Annotated in this window: 17 protein-coding genes; 5 read left to right on the top strand and 12 right to left on the bottom strand. The window is 67.9% G+C overall.

Features of this window, described 5'->3' with window-relative positions:
- Window positions 1-7 precede the first annotated feature (7 nt).
- From AB2U09_RS05935 to AB2U09_RS05920, 4 genes are all read left to right on the top strand, one after another.
- Window positions 8-808: an MBL fold metallo-hydrolase gene (locus AB2U09_RS05935; protein ID WP_459191778.1), complete on the top strand. Its 801-nt coding sequence runs from the start codon at window positions 8-10 to the stop codon at window positions 806-808.
- 67 nt (window positions 809-875) lie between these two features.
- The gene (locus AB2U09_RS05930) at window positions 876-1,577 is read left to right on the top strand and encodes a YkgJ family cysteine cluster protein (protein WP_459191777.1); all 702 of its coding nucleotides are present in this window, start codon (window positions 876-878) and stop codon (window positions 1,575-1,577) included.
- Between the two features lie 254 nt (window positions 1,578-1,831).
- Window positions 1,832-2,227, top strand: a complete 396-nt coding sequence (locus tag AB2U09_RS05925; RefSeq protein WP_459191776.1) for a TRAM domain-containing protein — start codon at window positions 1,832-1,834, stop codon at window positions 2,225-2,227.
- 259 nt (window positions 2,228-2,486) lie between these two features.
- On the top strand, window positions 2,487-2,738 hold the full coding sequence (locus AB2U09_RS05920; protein ID WP_459191775.1) for a DUF7123 family protein: 252 nt from the start codon (window positions 2,487-2,489) through the stop codon (window positions 2,736-2,738).
- Between the two features lie 139 nt (window positions 2,739-2,877).
- Here AB2U09_RS05920 and AB2U09_RS05915 read toward each other — a convergent pair whose 3' ends face one another.
- The 10 genes from AB2U09_RS05915 to AB2U09_RS05870 all read right to left on the bottom strand — a co-directional run bounded on the left by AB2U09_RS05915 (window position 2,878) and on the right by AB2U09_RS05870 (window position 12,552).
- Window positions 2,878-3,480, bottom strand: a complete 603-nt coding sequence (locus AB2U09_RS05915) for a winged helix-turn-helix transcriptional regulator (protein WP_459191774.1) — start codon at window positions 3,478-3,480, stop codon at window positions 2,878-2,880.
- A gap of 214 nt (window positions 3,481-3,694) precedes the next feature.
- A complete protein-coding gene (locus AB2U09_RS05910; protein WP_459191773.1) occupies window positions 3,695-4,900 on the bottom strand; it encodes an SPFH domain-containing protein in 1,206 nt (401 codons plus the stop codon).
- A gap of 114 nt (window positions 4,901-5,014) precedes the next feature.
- Window positions 5,015-5,638 (bottom strand): NfeD family protein, encoded by a 624-nt coding sequence (locus tag AB2U09_RS05905; protein WP_459191772.1) that lies wholly within the window; start codon window positions 5,636-5,638, stop codon window positions 5,015-5,017.
- A gap of 73 nt (window positions 5,639-5,711) precedes the next feature.
- Window positions 5,712-6,113 carry a DUF7312 domain-containing protein gene (locus tag AB2U09_RS05900; protein WP_459191771.1) on the bottom strand — a complete coding sequence of 134 codons (402 nt, stop codon included), beginning with the start codon at window positions 6,111-6,113 and terminating at the stop codon, window positions 5,712-5,714.
- A gap of 91 nt (window positions 6,114-6,204) precedes the next feature.
- A complete protein-coding gene (gene metG / locus AB2U09_RS05895) occupies window positions 6,205-8,322 on the bottom strand; it encodes a methionine--tRNA ligase (RefSeq protein ID WP_459191770.1) in 2,118 nt (705 codons plus the stop codon).
- Window positions 8,323-8,613: 291 nt separating this feature from the next.
- Window positions 8,614-9,291, bottom strand: coding sequence for a LiaF transmembrane domain-containing protein (locus tag AB2U09_RS05890; protein ID WP_459191769.1), 678 nt, complete (start codon window positions 9,289-9,291; stop codon window positions 8,614-8,616).
- A gap of 189 nt (window positions 9,292-9,480) precedes the next feature.
- Window positions 9,481-10,080 (bottom strand): YqaA family protein, encoded by a 600-nt coding sequence (locus AB2U09_RS05885; protein ID WP_459191768.1) that lies wholly within the window; start codon window positions 10,078-10,080, stop codon window positions 9,481-9,483.
- Window positions 10,081-10,198: 118 nt separating this feature from the next.
- Complete coding sequence (gene mfnA, locus AB2U09_RS05880) at window positions 10,199-11,248, bottom strand: tyrosine decarboxylase MfnA (protein ID WP_459191767.1); 1,050 nt, start codon at window positions 11,246-11,248, stop codon at window positions 10,199-10,201.
- 103 nt (window positions 11,249-11,351) lie between these two features.
- Window positions 11,352-12,083 (bottom strand): DICT sensory domain-containing protein, encoded by a 732-nt coding sequence (locus AB2U09_RS05875; RefSeq protein WP_459191766.1) that lies wholly within the window; start codon window positions 12,081-12,083, stop codon window positions 11,352-11,354.
- The gene (locus tag AB2U09_RS05870) at window positions 12,073-12,552 is read right to left on the bottom strand and encodes a DUF7344 domain-containing protein (RefSeq protein WP_459191765.1); all 480 of its coding nucleotides are present in this window, start codon (window positions 12,550-12,552) and stop codon (window positions 12,073-12,075) included. The genes AB2U09_RS05875 and AB2U09_RS05870 overlap by 11 nt, the downstream gene beginning before the upstream one ends.
- 145 nt (window positions 12,553-12,697) lie before the next feature.
- Here AB2U09_RS05870 and AB2U09_RS05865 point away from each other — a divergent pair, with 145 nt between their 5' ends.
- Entirely contained in the window at window positions 12,698-13,441 is a 744-nt protein-coding gene (locus AB2U09_RS05865) for an SDR family oxidoreductase (protein WP_459191764.1), read from the top strand.
- Window positions 13,442-13,456: 15 nt separating this feature from the next.
- On the opposite strand, the gene AB2U09_RS05860 is transcribed toward AB2U09_RS05865, so the two are convergent.
- Window positions 13,457-14,386, bottom strand: a complete 930-nt coding sequence (locus AB2U09_RS05860; protein ID WP_459191763.1) for a cupredoxin domain-containing protein — start codon at window positions 14,384-14,386, stop codon at window positions 13,457-13,459.
- Window positions 14,387-14,606: 220 nt separating this feature from the next.
- Window positions 14,607-16,928, bottom strand: a complete 2,322-nt coding sequence (gene ppsA, locus AB2U09_RS05855; protein ID WP_459191762.1) for a phosphoenolpyruvate synthase — start codon at window positions 16,926-16,928, stop codon at window positions 14,607-14,609.
- Window positions 16,929-17,118: the final 190 nt, after the last annotated feature.

Raw genomic sequence — 17,118 nt, 5'->3', positions numbered from 1 at the left:
GGGGTCGATGGAAGTCACCCGGGTAGACGTCGCGGTGGCGACGCGGGCACCGACAGGTGAGACCGCCGCGTACGTGCTGGGGTCTGACCCGGCGCTGCTGGTGGACCCGCCCGCGCAGTCGGACGAACTCGACGCGCTCGCGGACGAGCGATCCGTGGGTCACGTCGCGGTGACGCATCACCACCCGGACCACGTCGGCGCGGTCGCGCGCTACGCCGAACGCTGCGACGCGACGGTGTGGGCACGCACCGGGCGCGCGGCCGCTTTCGAGGAGGCAACCGGGATCGAGCCCGACCGGACGTTCGCCGAGGGGACGCTCGTGGAGACCGGCGAAGGGACTGTCTGCGTCGTCGACACGCCGGGACACGCGCCCGAACACGTCGCGTTCGTCGCCGGAGGCGGCGGGAGCGATACTGTCCTCGTCTGCGGCGACCTCGCGGTGGCCGAGGGGAGCGTCGTCGTCGGCGCGCCGGAAGGCGACATGCGAGCGTACGTGAGTTCGCTCCGGCGCGTGCACGCGATGGCGCCCGACCGACTCCTCCCGGGGCACGGGCCATCGGTCGAAGGACCTGCCGTCTGCGCGACGGCGACGCGGCTGATCGCCCACCGCCTCGACCGCGAGCGGCGCGTCCAGCGGGCAGTCGAGGGCGGCGCCGAGACCGTCGCCGAGATCTGCGACGACGCGTACGAGAAGGAGCTGACCGGCGTACGCGACCTCGCCGAGGCGACGGTGCGCGCCCACCTCGAAAAACTCGCCGTCGAGGGAGCGGTCCGGTGGGACAGCGAGCGAGCGCGGCCAGTGGCGTGACTGCGGGCTGGCGGAACCCACCGATCGCTCGCGACGTGCTTTTCCCCGTCGGTCCGATACCTCGCGTATGGAGAGTCTCGAAGCCGAACGCGAACGGGCGGCCGACCTCGACGTGGCGGAACTGGCCGACGCCATCGAGGCCATCGGCTTCGAGTGTACGCGCTGCGGCGCCTGCTGCAAGGCGGTCGAGGGGTGCGAAAGCGACGAGTCCGACGAGCGCGAGGGCGCCGAGACCGAGGGCCACGACCACACAGCGACGGTGTTCCCCGACGAGGTCCGAGCACTGCAAGAGACTGACGACTACGACTGGCGCGACGTTGCCAGACCGATGCCCTACGGACTCATCGAGGGCGAGGACGGCCCGCAGGGGGAGACCTTCGAGTGGGCGCTCCAGACCGACGACTGCGGCGACTGCCGGTTCTACGCAGAGGATGACGGCGTCGGCGCCTGTACCGTCCACGGGGACCGCCCGCTGGTGTGCCGAACGTACCCGTTCAGCGTCGCGCTCGGCGGGACGAGCCAGCCGATGGGCGAGGCCGTCGACGAAGAGGGGATGGTCCGCGCCCACGAATGCGAGGGATTAGGTCGAGACATCTCCCGCGAAGAGGCCGAAGCGCTCGCGGAGGCCCTCAAGGAGCGTGCGATCCGGGAGATCGACGAGGCCATCGCGGTCCGGGACAACTACCGAACGGTCGAGCGCGACCCCGGCGAGGTCGTCGTTCACGACTCCGAGGGCGCCAAGCGACCCGACGGGACGAAGGTCGAGTAGCTGACGAAACGGTGCTGTGGCAGTGGGTGGCGCAAGCGGTGTGGCGCGGTAGCGGTGCGGTGGCGGGGCGGTCTGGGAGCATCGGGCGCCATAGGCGGTGGTTCACCGAATTCGCGCTCCGCGCGAATTCGGCTTTTTCGCCCACGTTCCCGCAGCGCGCCTGCGGTGCGCGAGGCAACCCGGTCAGCAGAAAGGTGGTGTGGCATTGAAATTTATAAAAGAGGCCTGCAATGTCCAGAATGGAGGTCTACATCGTGGAAATCTCAGATAAACTGCTGTGTCTGTTCAGTGCGGACGTATCGGACGACGGTGACCGGTACGTCGTAGAGGTGCCGCGGCGGGAGATCGAGACTGGGTCTATCGAGCCGGGGGAGACCTATCGCGTCGCGCTCATCTCGTCTGACGTCGAGCGAACGACCGAAACGGACGAGGACAACGTTCCGTCCGAGCCCCAGCCACCGGTCGAGGCCGGTGAGATCCGCTACGTCGAGATCGAGGACATCGGCAAACAGGGCGACGGCATCGCGCGCGTCGAGCGCGGCTACGTCATCATCGTTCCCGGAGCCGACGTGGGCGAGCGCGTCAAGGTGGAGGTCACCGAGGTCAAGTCCAACTTCGCCGTCGGCGAGATCATCGAAGAGGACCTGTAGTTCTCTCCGACCCTTCTCCGACCCTTCCTGTTGACTCATCCTCCAGCAGCGGGTCCGTCCGTGATTGCTGCCGAGGCTGGTCCGACCGCAGTCACTCGAGGGAGTGGTACGACCGGTTAACTAACGGCACCAACGGGGTACCGCGAGGCCAGCGTAGGCCCTCGTTATCGGTCGGTCAGTGGTCGATAATCGCAGGACCGCAGCGGGTTTTACCGATCGTACCAAACCCGCTTTAGGGAAACGGTACTTCGGTGGTAGTATGAGCGCGACCACTGCGAGCGCGACCGGCGACCAACTCACCCTGACGGAGAAACAGCGACGGATCCTCCAGTACCTCCGCGAGAACGCGGACACCCAGACGTACTTCAAGTCGAGACTCATCGGCGAGGCGCTCGACCTGTCGGCCAAGGAAGTCGGTTCGAACATGACGGCTATCCAGAACAGCGACGCGCCCCTCGACGTGGAGAAGTGGGGCTACTCCTCCTCGACGACCTGGAAAGTCACCGCCTGAACGGCGGGCACGCGGTTTCGCGCTTTTTCGAGACCTAGCGACGAGTCGATCCTCCGTGGCCACACCCGATCGCGGCTGCGGGCGTCGACACCTGCCGCTGTGGGGTCACATTCTAGATATCGACGACCTGCCGGTCAGGTCAGGGATCGTAGGAGACGATTTCGTCGGCGTCGGCCGCGAGCGACGCGGCCTCGGGACCGAAGGAGTCGGCGTGCTGGACGAGTAGCAGTAGCAGCGTCTCCGGCCGTTCGAGTTCGTAGCCGTCCTCCCGGGAGAGGAGGCCTGCGTCGTCCAACTGGCTCGCGTACTTGCTGACGGTCGGGGCGGAGACGCCGAGTTCGTCGGCGAGTGCGGTCCCCGAGGCGTCGGGCTCGCGCAGGAGCGCGACGACCATGCCGCGGGGGGTGTCCCGACGGAGGTAGCCCAGCGCCACCTGCTCGAACTCGGAGAAGCGATCGGCCGGGAAGTACCGGCGGTACTCGCCGTCCTCGCGGCTCTCGACGGCGCCTTCGCGCTCCAGTCGGCGGAGGTGGTGCTGGGTTTCGCCGGTGCCGAGTTGCAGGTCGTCGCGGATCTTCGAGAAGTGCGCGCCGGGTGTCGCGGCGACGTACCCGAGAAGGGCGTCGGGCGCGTCGCTCTCACTTTCCCTGGCGAGGCCGACGAGCGGGCTGGTCGCGCCCAGCGCCGCGAAGCGCCGGAGCGTCGCCCGCTTGCTCTCGTCGACGTCTCCCCCTCGAGTCATTATGGGCTTTTTGGCGACGGGGTGATAAAACGCCTTCGCCTGTTCGGCAGGGTCCAGACCGATCCCCCGAGCGGGCCTCAGGCGGTCGAAATCGGTCGTCTCAGCGAGAGGGTGATACGAAAGGGAGAACCGTGTCGTAACTATCCGGTTCGGAGTCGATCAGAACGGTGCGGAGGGCGCGGACGGTCGCCGCGATCGTCCGGACAGGGTCGGCTTACTCCGTCTCGGTTTCGGGTTCTCGTTCGCCGTCGGCGCCGTCGCTGCCGGGGCCGCCGACCGGGCTCCCCGACGGATCCATGTCGGAGTCCATCTCCTCGATGACCTCGTCGGGGTCACGGATGTTCGTGGCGTCCTTACCTTCCTTGATCGCCTGTGCTTCCTGTTCCATCTCCTCGACGTCGACCTCGGCTTCCTCGTCGATCTGGCCCAGGATCTCCTCGATGTTGTCGAGGCCGATGAGTTCGCGCGTCTCGGCGTCGAAGTTCAGGCTGTCGAGTTCGCTCTCGCCGTTGGCCTTCGCCATCTCGTTCACGTCGCTGCCGGAGAGGTGTTTGCCGTAGCGGCCGACCAGCGAGGTGAGTTCCTGGGGCATGACGAACGTCGTCGACTCGCCCTGGCCGATGTTCTCGAGGGTCTCCATCCCCTTGTCGATGATGGCGCGTTCGCCCATCGACTCGGCGGATTTCGCGCGCAGGACCGTCGAGATGGCGTCACCCTGCGCCTCGAGGATCTGCGACTGCTTCTTACCCTGAGCGCGGACGATGTCGGACTGTTTCTCACCCTGTGCCTGCTCGATGGCGGAGCGGCGTTCACCCTGCGCTTCGAGGATCATCGCGCGGCGTTTGCGCTCCGCGGACGTCTGCTGCTCCATCGCCTGCTGGACGTCCTTCGAGGGGTTGACCTCGCGGACCTCGACAGACTCGACGCGGATCCCCCACTCGTCGGTGGGCTCGTCGAGTTCGCGGCGGATCTTCGCGTTGATCTCCTGGCGCTTGTTGAGCGTGTCGTCGAGTTCCATGTCGCCCAGCACGGCGCGGAGGGTGGTCTGGGCGAGGTTAGAGACGGCCTTCTTGTAGTTGTCCACTTCGAGGAACGCCTTCTTGGCGTCCATCACCTTGATGTACACCACGGCGTCGGCGGTCACCGGCGAGTTGTCGCGGGTGATCGCTTCCTGTCGGGGCACGTCGAGCGTCTGCGTCCGCATATCGAACGCGTAGGTCTTCGAGACGAACGGCGGCACGAAGTTGATGCCCGGTTCGAGGAGCTTGCGGTACTCCCCGAAGACCGTCAGCGCGCGCTTCTCGTAGGCGTTGACGATCTCCACCATCTGATAGACCATCACGACCGCGAGCAGCAGCAGTATCACTGCCACGATCGGGAGCGCCCCAGCGAGCCCTTGCAGCACTGTTGCGGGGATCATGCGTTCGAAGTTAGCCCCACCCAAAGAAAAGTGTTGGGTCAACGACCACAGATGAAACGCCGAATAACCGTGCCAGCGCGGCGGTTTCCGGAGACGGCCGCCACCGGTGGTCGATCAGGCGGGGTCGGTCTCGAACTCGCGGTCGGGGTCCTCGTCGCGGTCGGCGCCGCTCGCTCCGTCGGCATCGGCGTTTCGCTGCCGTTCCCGGGCGAGTTCGCGGTCGATCTCGTCGACCCCGCCAGTGAGCGGTTCGACGGTGACGACGTTCCCCCCGCCGGGGTCGACGACCATCACCTCGGTCCCTTCCTCGATCTCGCCGTCGACGCTCCTGGCGCGGTAGTAGGGATTGAACCCGCCCTCGTCGAGTTTCACCTCGCCGCCGGTGGAGGTGATCCGCTCGGTGACGCGCCCCATCGCGCCGCGCAGCGAGTCGGAGTCGCTGGTCTGCTCCTCGCCCTTGCCGCCGTAGAAGTCGAACTGGCGGTAGACGTAGAAGGTACCCGCTCCCGCCGCGAGGACCAGCCCCGCGAGGATAATCGGCGCGGCGACGCCCAGTCCCGGCGGGAGCAACAGGCCGACCAGCCCGGCGACCAGCAGGGCGACGCCGAGGACCATGAAGTGCGCGCCGGGAGCGAACGCCTCCGCGATGGTCAGCGCCGCGCCCGCGAGCAGGAGGAACAGCGGGAGGTTCGACCCGATCCACGACAGGACCGAAGTCTGCCCGATCCACTCGATCATACGAGAAGTTCGGACGCCGCCCCGAAAACACTTCTGCCCGTCGGGGTCTGCGGGCGAACGACGGCAGTCCCGGTCAGAATCGCACGTAGATCGCGTAGACGATCCCGGTCACGGCGGCGACCGCGAGCGCAATGGCGCCGACGGTCGTCGGCGTCAGCGGCGTGACGATGCTCGCGAACACCAGCAGGACGAGCAGCGCACCGGCGGCGACGAAGACGGCGCTCTCCAGCTCCGGCGTGTCGGACTCGACCGGCACGTCGATGTTCACCGACCCGGCGACGTTGCCGCCGTCGCCGTTCTCGGCGTTAGTTTCGCCGAAAGCAACGGTCGGGCCGTCGCCGTCGTCCCCGACCGTCTTCCCCCAGCTCTCGCTCTCGTCGGCCTCGCCGTTCTCCGCGTCGCCGGCGTCGTCGCCCACCTCGTCGACCGAGAAGCGCCACTCCTCCTCGTCGTCCGTTCCGGCGTCGTCAGCCATGCCCGGCCGTAACGGGCCGGTGGCAAAAGGGCTTGCCGTCGGCGACGGCGTGGTCGGCGTCGGATCGCCCGCTCCGGGACCGGCGACCGCCCTACCGGATCTTCGTACCGGGCTCGGCGTCGCCGTGGGTCGTCAGCAGGTCGGCCTCCTCGCCGGCGGCCAGCACCATGCCGTTGGACTCGACGCCGAACAGCTCGGCTTTCTCCATGTTCGCCAGCAGGACGACCTTCGTGCCCGGGAGCTCGTCGAGGTCGTGGAGCTGCTTGATGCCGGCGACGACCTGCCGGGTCTCGACGCCGATGTCCACTTCGAGGCGGGCGAGCTTGTCCGAGTCCTCGATGGGCTCGGCGGACTCGATGCGCCCGACGCGGATGTCGATCTCCTCGAAGTCGTCGAAGCCGATGCGCTCGTCGGCGAGGGGTTCTACGTCCACGTCACCCTCGTCGGCGTCCGCGGCCTCGTCGCTTTCGGTTCCGTCGTCGTTACCGCTCTCCTCGCCGTCGTCGGCGACTTCCTGTACGCGGTCTTCGAGCTTCTGGTTGAGTTCCTCGACGCGCTCGTCTTCGATCTTCTCGAACAGTTCCGTGGGCTCGCCGAAGTCGGCGGGCGGCGCTTCGAGCGCGGCCGCGGTCGTGACGTCGGCGACCGACCCGTCCTCCTCGAGCTGGTCCCAGAGGCGCTGGGCGGTGTCGGGCGTGGCCGGGTAGACGAGGACGGCGACGGCCTTGGCGACCTGGACGCAGTCGCGGATGACCGGCGCGGCCTCGTCGTCGTCGAGGTTCCACGGCTCGTGGCGCTGGATGTACTCGTTCCCGAAGCCCGCCAGGTTCACCGCGGCCTGGGTGGCCTTCCGGACCGAGTAGTCGTTGATCGCGGTCTCGAACTCGTCGACGGCCTCCTCGATGCGCTCGCGGACCTCACTGGAGATGTCAGTGTCGGGCGTGCCGCCGAAGTTGCGCTCGGCGAACAGCAGCGAGCGGTAGGCGAAGTTACCGACGTTGCCGACGAGTTCGCCGTTGACGCGCTCGGCGAACCGGTCCCAGGAGAAGTCGATCTCGTCCTGGAAGCCGCCGACAGTGGTGAGGTAGTACCGGAGCGTGTCCGGGTGGAACCCCTCATCGAGGAACTCCCGCGCCCAGATGGCGCGGTTGCGGCTCGTCGAGAAGGCGTCGCCGTCGAGGTTCATGAACCCGCTGGCGACGACCGCGCGCGGCTCGTTGTAGTCGGCGACGTGGAGCATGGCCGGCCAGAAGATGGTGTGGTGCTGGATGATGTCCTGACCGATGATGTGGATTATCTCGCCGGAGTCGGGCGAGCCCGCCTCGACGCCGACCTCGTCGGCCTTCCAGACCGATTCCCAGTCGTACTCGTCGGTGCCGACGCGCTCGGTGTACTGCTTGGTCGAGGCGATGTACTCGATGGGCGCGTCGACCCAGACGTAGAGGACGAGGTCTTCCCCGTCCTCGCCGGGGTAGTCGAAGCCCCAGTCGAGGTCGCGGGTGATACACCAGTCCTGGAGGCCGTCCTCGATCCACTGGCGTGGCTGGTTGCGGGCGTTGGAGGTGCCTTCGAGGCGGTCGAGAAAGTCCGAGAGGTAGTCGGCGAGCTCGGAGACGCGGAAGAACTTGTGCGTGCGCTCGCGGTACTCGGCGGGGTTGCCCGAGATGGTCGAGACGGGGTCCTCGATCTCGCCGGGCTCGAGGTGGCGGCCGCAGCCCTCGTCGCACTCGTCGCCGCGGGCCTGGGCGCCGCAGTAGGGGCAGGTCCCCTCGACGTAGCGGTCGGGCAGCGGCTGGTCCTCGGCGGGGTCCCAGGCGACCTTGATCTCCTGCTCCTCGACGTAGCCCTCCGCCTCGAGGCGCTCGACGATCTCGTAGGTCAGTTCGCAGTTGGTGTCGTCGTGGGTGTGGCCGTAGTTGTCGAAGTCGATGTCGAACTTGGGGAACGTCTCCTCGTACTGCTCGTGCCACTCGAGGGCGAACTCCTCGGGATCGATGCCTTCCTCGATGGCCTGGACGGCGATGGGGGTGCCGTGCATGTCCGACCCGGAGACGAAGGCGGTCTCCTGGCCGAGGGTGCGCAGGGCCCGCGAGAGCACGTCGCCGCCGACGTACGTCCGCAGGTGGCCGATGTGCAGGTCGCCGTTGGCGTAGGGCAACCCGCAGGTTACGACCGCGGGGTTCTCGGTGGGGAACTCGTCGTGGCTCATACTATTCGATACCTCCAGTCGGCTCTTTAACGCGGTGATTCGGTGTCATCGTTGGTCCGTCGGATCGCGGTTGCTGTCTGGAAGCGGTACGTGGCAGGCCGGCGTTTCACCGGTCGCGTCGGACCGGAGGTCCGCTGTGGGGTATGAGCCCACCGACGACGACTGGGTCCACCCGGCGCTACTGGGAGAAGCGCATGCGCATACGGCCGGGCGGACCCGCGTGGAACACGGTCGAGAGTTGTCGCCCGCCGTGAAAAAAGTTCGTCTTCGACGGGGTCGTCGAGATCCGGTTCAGTCTTCGACCGAGACGCCACCGAACAGTGCGAACCCGGTGACGACGAGGTCGACCTTGTCGTGCTCCTCCTCGCGGCGGGGGCGCTCGTCCTCAGCGGCGCCGAACAGGGGAAGGACGTCGATCCGGACGTTCCAGTCCCGCGGGACGATCACCTCGACGCCGCCGAACATGGCGTTGGCGTTGACCGTCGCCGGCGGGTGCTCGACGACCGCGTCGCGCAGGTCGAGTTCGACCGCGCCGAACGCGGCGGTCAGGTCCGCGCCGTGGAACGCCTTCGAGGTCGACCGTTCGGTCCGGCCGCCGAACACGGCGACCGAGGTGAGGAAGTCGGACTCCCTGGCCACGACTCGGGCGCGGTACTGCCCGAGGATCAGCGAGAGCCCGAAGAGGACGATCAGCACCGGCCACAGCGAGAAGACGGTGTCGGCCGCGAGGTAGTCGAGCGCGACGAGTTGCCAGCCGCCGGCGACCAGCACGACCATGAGGGGACCGACGACGTTGCGGAACCCGCTGGCGACGATGGCGAACAGGCCGATCAGGACGAACAGCGTCGGGACGTAGACGAGCAGGCGCGCCGTGTCGTAGACGCCGGTCGTTCGAGCGAGCAGTACGAGGCCGAGGAGCACGACGACCCCGCCGACGAGGAGCTGTGAGGTGACGCGACGGTATTCCATACTACAGATTCGTTCGGTGACACGATAAAGATAGCCGAGGCAGAGACCATCACGCAGGGAGGGCGGTACCTTCTGTAACGGACGCCGCAACGAACCGGCGCTCTGGCCGTCGCCGTGGGCCACTACGAGGAGATCTCGCCGAACGCACCGCCGGGTGGTGGTGCCAGCGGGTCGCTGCTTCGGTGGGGATCACAGGCTCGCGACGGCGCCCCGGAAGAAGAGGATCCAGACGAGGAAGCGGCCGACGCTGCCGACGAAGGTGGCGGCGGCGAACTTCACGTAGTCGTCTTCGAGGACGGAGAAGGCGTAGACCGAGAGGGTGTCGGGGAAGGCGGGGACCGACAGCGCGAGCGCGAGACCGGCATAGCCGTACTTCTTCGAGAGCTGGACGACCTTCGACTGGGACCACTCGATCACGTCGAACCGGGAGCGGCGCAACGCCCGGACGACGGGACCCGCCTCCTTGGCTTCCTGCCCGATGTGGAAGGCGAAGACGCTGCCGGCGGCCTTCCCGACGCTGGCGACGAGGACGACGATCGTGAGGTTCGCCCACAGCGGTAGCCCCAGTCGGAGGTGGTTCGCGAGGGGCAGGACGATCTCCGAGGGCAGCGGGAGGATGAACGTGATGAGAAAGGAATAGACGGCGATGACGAGCAGGCCGACCGGCCCGGTCGCGGTGCAGACTGCGTCGATGACGATTCCAACGGACCCGTCGCTACAGGCACCACCCAGCAGGAGTGCGGGGACCTCGACCGGGAGCACAACCGGCGGTAGCGCCGGGGGTGTCATAGGCTTTCAGGTTTCCGCCACGGAGTCGAGAAACCCTGTCGGATCGTGGGGATGGCGCGATGCGAACCGGTATCAGTGCCAGTCCGGAACCCGGATCTGTGCCGATTTTGAACAGGGATCAGTACCAGTCGAGGTCGGCGACGAACGACCGGAGCATCGACCGGGTGACGTGGGGCATGCAGACGACGCGCATCTCGCCGGCGCCTGTCTTGGTGACCCGCCAGCCGCGCGAGCGCAGTTCCTCGGTCATCGGCACCGAGAGATCGGCGGCCACCAGCGGCAGGACCGGGTCGACGACCTCGTGGCCGCGAGCGGCCAGCTGGTCGGCCAGCCACTCCGCGTTGTCCATCGAGGTTCGGTACTGTTCGCGGTAGCCTTCCGGCCAGAGCGCCTCCATCGCGGCGACGGCGCTGGCGACGCCTGCTCCGCTGCGGGTACCCGTCAGCGTCACCTGCGAGGTCGATTCGAGATACGGCGTCCGGATGGCGAGTTCGTCGAGTAGCTCCCGAGAGCGGACCATCAGGCCGCCCGCGGGGATGGCGGCTTGCCCCATCTTGTGGGGGTCGATGGTCATGGTGTCGATGTCGGCGTGGCCGAAGTGCCACTCGTGGTCGGTGAAGGGGAGGACGAACCCGCCCCAGGCGGCGTCGACGTGACAGAGGGCGTCGACCTCGTGGGCGATGTCGGCGAGTTCGGGCACGGGGTCGACGTAGCCGTACTCCGTCGAGCCGGCGACGGCGACCACGCAGATCGTGTCCTCGTCGACGAGCCGGGCCATCGCCTCGGGGTCGGCGCGGTGGTCGGTCGTCGGCGCGGTCCGGTACTCGACGCCGAGGATGTCGGCAGCCTTCGTGAACGAGAAGTGGGCGCTGGTCGGCGCGACGACGTTGGGGTCGTCGGTGTCGGCGCGGTTGCGGGCGATCCGGATCGCCTGGATGTTGGCCTCCGTCCCTCCGCTGGCGACGTAGCCCGCGGGGTCGGGGTAGCCGGTGACCTCGCCGAGGAGTTCGACCGCGCGCTCTTCCAGCGCGGCGACGCTCTCGTAGGTCCCGGGGTCGCCGGGGTTGGTCGCCAGGAATCGCTCGGCCGCCTCCCGAGCCGCGGGGTGTGGTTCGGTACACATCGACGACAGGACGCGCTCGAAATCCTGCGGCTCGGCCAGCTGCATACCCGATTGCAAGGTTGGCAGTCGTTTAGCAGTTGCGCTCTGGAGCGGGCCAGTCGAGCGTCCAGACGCGTTTCGTCCCGAGCGCGGAGTCGTGCGGTCGACCTTACCCGGCGACGCCGTCGAGATACGTCGTCAGCTCGTCGACGACGTCCCGTTCGTAGGTGAGGACGCCGGTGTACTCGCCCGAGTCCAACTCCTCGGCGATCATCGCGCACTTCGCGTCGTCGTCGCCCGCGCCGTCGAACGCGACGACCCAGAAGTCAGTGAGATCGGATCCCTCGTCGAGTCGGACGGCCACGCCGTCGACGGCCGGGGGATCCCAGTCCGGCGCGCCGAAGACGGTCGCGCGCAGTTCCGTCCGATCGACCAGTCGCTCGTAGACGGGCAACTGCGCGCGAAAGGCCGACAGCGACTGGAAGGAGGTGTAGAGGTTCCCTTCCCCGGTCCGGAACGCCCGGTCTTCGATCTCCCGGGCGGTCGCGAGTAGGTGGCGTCTATCGTCCATCACGAAGGTCGTCCCCGCGAGCAGTTCGACCAGATCGCGAAACGCGGACTTCCGGGTCGATACGTTCCACGGCATCCCGCTGTCGGGGTCGCGCAGTTCGCCGAACGCGGCCGCCGAGATGGAGCCGAGGCTCTGTCCGTCGACGTTGACGGTGAGGAATCCCTCGGACTCGGGGACGGGGAGGTACTCGTGGGCCAGTTGGACGTCGAACCGTTCGAGGAGCGGCTGCAGGTCGGCGTACGGATCCGGGCCGTACGTCGTGACGGTCTTGGTCGGCCCGCGTGCGCGGTCGCGCAACTCGCGCAGCGGACGCTCGCTCTCAGCCGCCATCGTCCACTCCGGACCCCGGGCTGGTCGATCCCTCGCGGTCCCGTTCGTCGAAGCCTGGAACGCCGTCGCAGCCTCGACACGCCTCCGATTCGGATCCGACGGCCGCGAGTACCCCCTCGACGTCGAGACGAGCCCCAGTGGTGTCCGCCTCGAAGGCCGCGTCGACGATCTCGTCGGCGCCCGGTGAACACTTGACGAACGCGACGCTCCCTGCGTCCGGCTCGTACTCGACCAGCCCCGCCGAATCGAGCGTCGGCAAGTGGACGTGGTGGAGTCCGGCGCGGACGCTCGTCCGGTCGACCGACTCGTTCGGCCCCGGCCCCGCCTCGATCCACCCGGCGACGAGGTCGACGAGCCGGTCCACCGTCGCCGTCTCGTGTTCGCGGAGATAGTAGCAGACGATCCGGCGATCTCGGTGCGCGAGCGCGTCGAGCAGACGCGAGGTACGTTTCGTGCCACACTCTGTCATGATTCACGATCGTCTCGCTGCGCTGAAGAGTCTATCGGCGTCGGTGCCGATAGTATCGGACGCCGGTCGCGACTCCGGTGAGACCCGTCGCGTCGACGACCACCGACTACCGACACTTATAGTCACGACCGTTCTATCGAGTTGCATGTCACCCGATCAGTCTCTGGACGGCGATGCGGCGATCGTCACGGGCGCGAGTTCCGGCATCGGCGAGGCGACGGCCCACGCCCTCGCCGAGGACGGCGCCGACGTGGCGCTGGCGGCTCGCCGCGAGGAACGGCTCGAATCCATCGCCGCCGATCTGGAAGACGCCTACGGCGTCGAGACGCTCACCGTGCCCACGAACGTCCGCGACGAGGAGGCTGTCGACGCGCTGATCGACGAGACGGTGGAGGCGTTCGGCGGGCTGGACCTCCTCGTGAACAACGTCGGCGTCGTCGCCGGCGAGGGCGTCGACGACCTCTCGACGGAGGACTACCGCACGATGATGGAGGTCAACGTCGACGGCTACTTCTTCGCGACGCGCGCGGCGCTGCCGCACCTCCGCGAGTCGTCCGGTACTGTCGTCTTCATCGGCAGTTTCGCCGGGCAGTACCCCCGCCCGTTCAACCCCGTCTACGCGGCGACGAAGTGGTGGGTCCGCGGGTTCGCCAAAAGTGTCTCCGCCGACGTCGGCGAGGACGACGTGGCCGTCACGACCATCAACCCCGCCGAGGTCCGCAGCGAGTTCGCCAGCGAGAGCGGCGAGTCCTTCGAGGACCGCTTCGAGGAGGGCGAGGTCTCGGAACCCACCGAGATCGCCGACGCCGTTCGCTTCGCCGCGCGACAGGACCCCTCGATGGTCTCCGAACTCGACCTGTACCGCCGCGACAAGCTCACCTTCTTCTGAGGCCGCCGACCTCGTTCACCCTCCTGATTCGGTCTCCGTTTCGGTTCCGAACCCGCCGCCGGTCTCCGTCCCAGTTCCCACAGTGTCGGTTTCCGTCTCGGTCTCCCCGCCGGGCGTCGCGGTTCCCTCGCCGTCGTCCCGGTTCACTTCGAGATCCTCCCACTGGACGGTCCCCTCCTCGACGATGGCATCGGGGGCGAGCGCGGGGTCGGTGAGCGTGACGCGGGCGAGCTCCGCGGGGCCGGCCCGCGGCGCCGGGAGCGCGTCGGCGGATTCGGTCTCGAAGCGCGGGTCGGTCTCGTCGCCGACCACCACGCGCATCGCCATCCCGTAGATCTCGTGGGGCGAACAGAACAGGTCGTAGACGCCCGGTTCGTCGAAGGTGAGCAGCCAGTAGTCGGGAACCGGACCCTCGTCCTCCGTTCCGGTCGCGGTCTCGGTCTCCATCGGCGTCGTGGCCTCGCCGCCGGGCGTCTCCGTCTCCATCGACTCGCCGCCCTCGGGAGCGGGTGGTTCGGTCATGTCGTCGGGGATCGAATCGGGGCGATAGCCCATGATCGGCGAGGAAATGGGGTCGACGCCGATCGGGACGCGCCGCTGCATCCCGAACGCCGGGTGGTACGAGACGACGTTGTGGTCGGGGCTCACGAAGTCGAACCGGACCACGTCGCCGGGCTGGACGTGCAGCCCCGTCGGCTGGTAGAAGAAGTCGGCCGGCCGCTCGGGGTCGGTCGGCGGCCCCCGGGTCGTCGTCTGGACCCGGTGGACCGACCCGACCGTCTGGAGGCGGTCGTCGTTCTCGACCGCGGCGGCGTCCACCTCGCCCGTCGCTTTCCCGTCTCGACCGCTGACGACCGCGGTTCCGCCGAGCGCTGCGAGCACTGACCCCGCACCGACCGCTTTCACCACGTCCCGCCGCGAGGATTCGAGCCTGTCTGGTGTCATTGCAGCCGAGACACCGGCAGTCTGAGACTTTGTTATCAGCGAACTATCCTGTTCGGCCCGTGGACAAGTGAGCGCTACTCAGAATAGGACGATCGGACGCGTCGCTACCGGCTCGACAGGCCGAGATTTCGACCGGTCTCGGTCGCGATACGGTGGAAAACGATGCATGAATCGGCACCGCGGCAACGACTGTCGGCGGAAGGGAGTCGGGGTTGTCGGGTCAGCGCACGTTGTCGAGCAGGAGCTTCTGCTCGACGCGCTTGACCTCGTGCTGGACGTCGCGGACGGCGTCGATGTTCGCGGAGATGGAGGTGACGCCCTCGTTGACGAGGTGGTCGACCATCTCCGGCTTCGAGGCGGCCTGGCCGCAGATACTGGTCGAGACGCCCTTTTCGCGGCAGGTCTCGATGGTCTCGCTGATGAGCTTCAGCACCGACGGGTGGAGCTCGTCGAAGCGGTCGGCGACGCGCTCGTTGTTGCGGTCGACAGCGAGGGTGTACTGGGTGAGGTCGTTCGTGCCGAACGAGACGAAGTCGATGCCGGCGTCGGCCATCTGCTCGACGCCGAGCGCGGCGGCCGGCGTCTCGATCATCACGCCCCAGTCCTGCTTGTCGGGGTCGATGCCCGACTGTTCCATGAGTCGACGGGCCTGTAGCACGTCCTCGGCGTCGTTGACGAGCGGGAACATGATCTCGACGTTGTCGTAGCCCAGCTCGAAGAGTCGGCGGAACGCGGCGAGTTCGTACTCGAACAGCTCGGGGCGGTCGAGGCTCCGACGGATGCCGCGGTAGCCGAGCATCGGGTTGTGTTCGGCGGGCTCGCTCTCGCCGCCCTCGAGCTGGCGGAACTCGTCGGTCGGGGCGTCGAGCGTGCGCACGCGGACGGGCCGGGGGTAGAACTCCTCGGCGACGCCGCGGACGCCGTCGACGATCTCCGCGACGTAGGCGTCCTCGCCGTGGTCGTCGATGTAGCGTTCGGGCGTCTTGTTCGTCGAGAGGATCATGTGCTCGATCCGCAGCAGGCCGACGCCGTCCGCGCCGGTCGCGGCCGCGCGCTCGGCGGCGTCGGGGATCGAGACGTTGACCTTCACCTCGGTGGCCGTCATGGGCTTGACGGGCGCCTGCGGGCGGACCTCCTCGACGGGTTCGCGCTCGTCGGCGCCGGTCGAATCACCCTGTTCAACGGTGCCCTTGTCGCCGTCGATGGTGACGACCTGCCCGTCGTGCAGGCGCTCGGAGGCCTGCTCGGTGCCGACGATGGCCGGGACGCCGAGTTCGCGGGAGACGATGGCGGCGTGGCTGGTCATGCCGCCCTCGTCGGTGATGATGCCAGAGGCCCGCTTCATCGCGGGGACCATGTCGGGGGTCGTCATCTCGGCGACGATGACGTCGCCCTCCTCGACCTTGTCGAGGTGGTCGAGTTTCCGGACGATCCGCGCCGGGCCGGACACCCGTCCGGGGCTGGCGCCGATGCCGGAGAAGACGACGTTGCCCTCGCCGCTCGATCCGCCGCTGCCCGACTGGGCGGCGCTCCCGCCGTCGGCGACGCCGGCGATGTCGTCGACACCGTTGGAGGTGCCGGGGACCTCCTCGGCGTCCTCGTCGATGGTCGTGATGGGCCGCGACTGGAGGACGTACAGGTCGCCGTCGGCGATGGCCCACTCGACGTCCTGGGGGTCGCCGTAGTAGGACTCGATCTCGTCGCCGAGGCCGACGAGCCGATCCAGTTCCTCCTCGGAGAGGACCTGCTCGTCGCGTCTGTCCTCGGGGACGGCGCGCTCGATGGTCTCGCCGGTCTCCTCGTCGCGGACGTGCATGACCTTCTTGGTGGCGACGGTGGCGTCGCGCAGGTCGCCCGTCTCGCGGTCGAGGACGTACTTGTCGGGCGAGACGGCGCCGGAGACGACGGCCTCGCCGAGGCCCCACGCGGACTCGATGATGGCCTGCGGCGCGCCCGTGGTGGGGTGGCTCGTGAACATCACGCCGCTCTTGTCGGCGTCGACCATCAGCTGGACGACGACGGCGATGTTGACGACGTCGTGGGAGAAGCCCTGCTCCTGCCGATAGTAGATCGCTCGCTGGGTGAAAAGCGACGCCCAGCAGTCGCGTACGCGGTCGAGCAGTCCCGAGCGCGTGACGTTGAGGTAGGTCTCCTGCTGGCCGGCGAACGACGCGTCCGGGAGGTCCTCGGCGGTCGCCGACGAGCGGACCGCGACCGACGCGTCCCCGTCCTCGACGTCGTCGTAGGCCGCGAGGATCTCCTCGCGGATGGACTGGGGCATCTCGGTCTCGCAGATGAGTTCCTGTGCCCGCTCGGCAGCGCGCGCGAGCGCCTCGGAGTCGTCGACCGAGACGTCGACCGCCTCGAACAGTTCCTCGTCGATCCCGGTCTCCTCGATGAACGACCGGTACGTCTCGGCCGTCACGACGAACCCGGGCGGCACCGGCAGGCCTGCCGATGTCAACTCGCCCAGGGATGCGCCTTTACCACCGACCGAGTCGAAGTCCTCGGCCGTAATGTCGTCCAGCCAGAGTAATGCCATGACCGTGTCCGTATTGTCGCCCAGGACTGCCAAGAACTTTCCGGCCCGAAACCCAATAAATAGCTTGCGTTAAGGGGGTAACGGGGCCGTTTTCTGGAATATTGTTTCGGATGCGAGTACCTGTCGCCCAGTCGCATGGGTCGAGGGCTCACGGCCCACCCGCGCCAGTCCGCGTTCGACCCGGCGTGTA

The sequence above is a fragment of the Halosimplex yunnanense genome (assembly GCF_054504345.1).
The sequence above is the reverse complement of the archived record's forward strand: the minus strand, read 5'-3'. Positions and strand labels throughout refer to the sequence as shown.

Bases quoted from the DNA above. Each gene is read 5' to 3' on its own strand.
- AB2U09_RS05905 (WP_459191772.1), bottom strand. From the start codon at position 5,638: ATGATCGAGTGGATCGGGCAGACTTCGGTCCTGTCGTGGATCGGGTCG.
- ppsA (WP_459191762.1), bottom strand. From the start codon at position 16,928: ATGGCATTACTCTGGCTGGACGACATTACGGCCGAGGACTTCGACTCG.
- AB2U09_RS05890 (WP_459191769.1), bottom strand. From the start codon at position 9,291: ATGGAATACCGTCGCGTCACCTCACAGCTCCTCGTCGGCGGGGTCGTC.
- mfnA (WP_459191767.1), bottom strand. From the start codon at position 11,248: ATGCAGCTGGCCGAGCCGCAGGATTTCGAGCGCGTCCTGTCGTCGATG.
- AB2U09_RS05920 (WP_459191775.1), top strand. From the start codon at position 2,487: ATGAGCGCGACCACTGCGAGCGCGACCGGCGACCAACTCACCCTGACG.
- AB2U09_RS05860 (WP_459191763.1), bottom strand. From the start codon at position 14,386: ATGACACCAGACAGGCTCGAATCCTCGCGGCGGGACGTGGTGAAAGCG.
- AB2U09_RS05915 (WP_459191774.1), bottom strand. From the start codon at position 3,480: ATGACTCGAGGGGGAGACGTCGACGAGAGCAAGCGGGCGACGCTCCGG.
- AB2U09_RS05865 (WP_459191764.1), top strand. From the start codon at position 12,698: ATGTCACCCGATCAGTCTCTGGACGGCGATGCGGCGATCGTCACGGGC.
- AB2U09_RS05870 (WP_459191765.1), bottom strand. From the start codon at position 12,552: ATGACAGAGTGTGGCACGAAACGTACCTCGCGTCTGCTCGACGCGCTC.
- AB2U09_RS05930 (WP_459191777.1), top strand. From the start codon at position 876: ATGGAGAGTCTCGAAGCCGAACGCGAACGGGCGGCCGACCTCGACGTG.
- AB2U09_RS05935 (WP_459191778.1), top strand. From the start codon at position 8: ATGGAAGTCACCCGGGTAGACGTCGCGGTGGCGACGCGGGCACCGACA.
- AB2U09_RS05885 (WP_459191768.1), bottom strand. From the start codon at position 10,080: ATGACACCCCCGGCGCTACCGCCGGTTGTGCTCCCGGTCGAGGTCCCC.
- metG (WP_459191770.1), bottom strand. From the start codon at position 8,322: ATGAGCCACGACGAGTTCCCCACCGAGAACCCCGCGGTCGTAACCTGC.
- AB2U09_RS05910 (WP_459191773.1), bottom strand. From the start codon at position 4,900: ATGATCCCCGCAACAGTGCTGCAAGGGCTCGCTGGGGCGCTCCCGATC.
- AB2U09_RS05900 (WP_459191771.1), bottom strand. From the start codon at position 6,113: ATGGCTGACGACGCCGGAACGGACGACGAGGAGGAGTGGCGCTTCTCG.
- AB2U09_RS05875 (WP_459191766.1), bottom strand. From the start codon at position 12,083: ATGGCGGCTGAGAGCGAGCGTCCGCTGCGCGAGTTGCGCGACCGCGCA.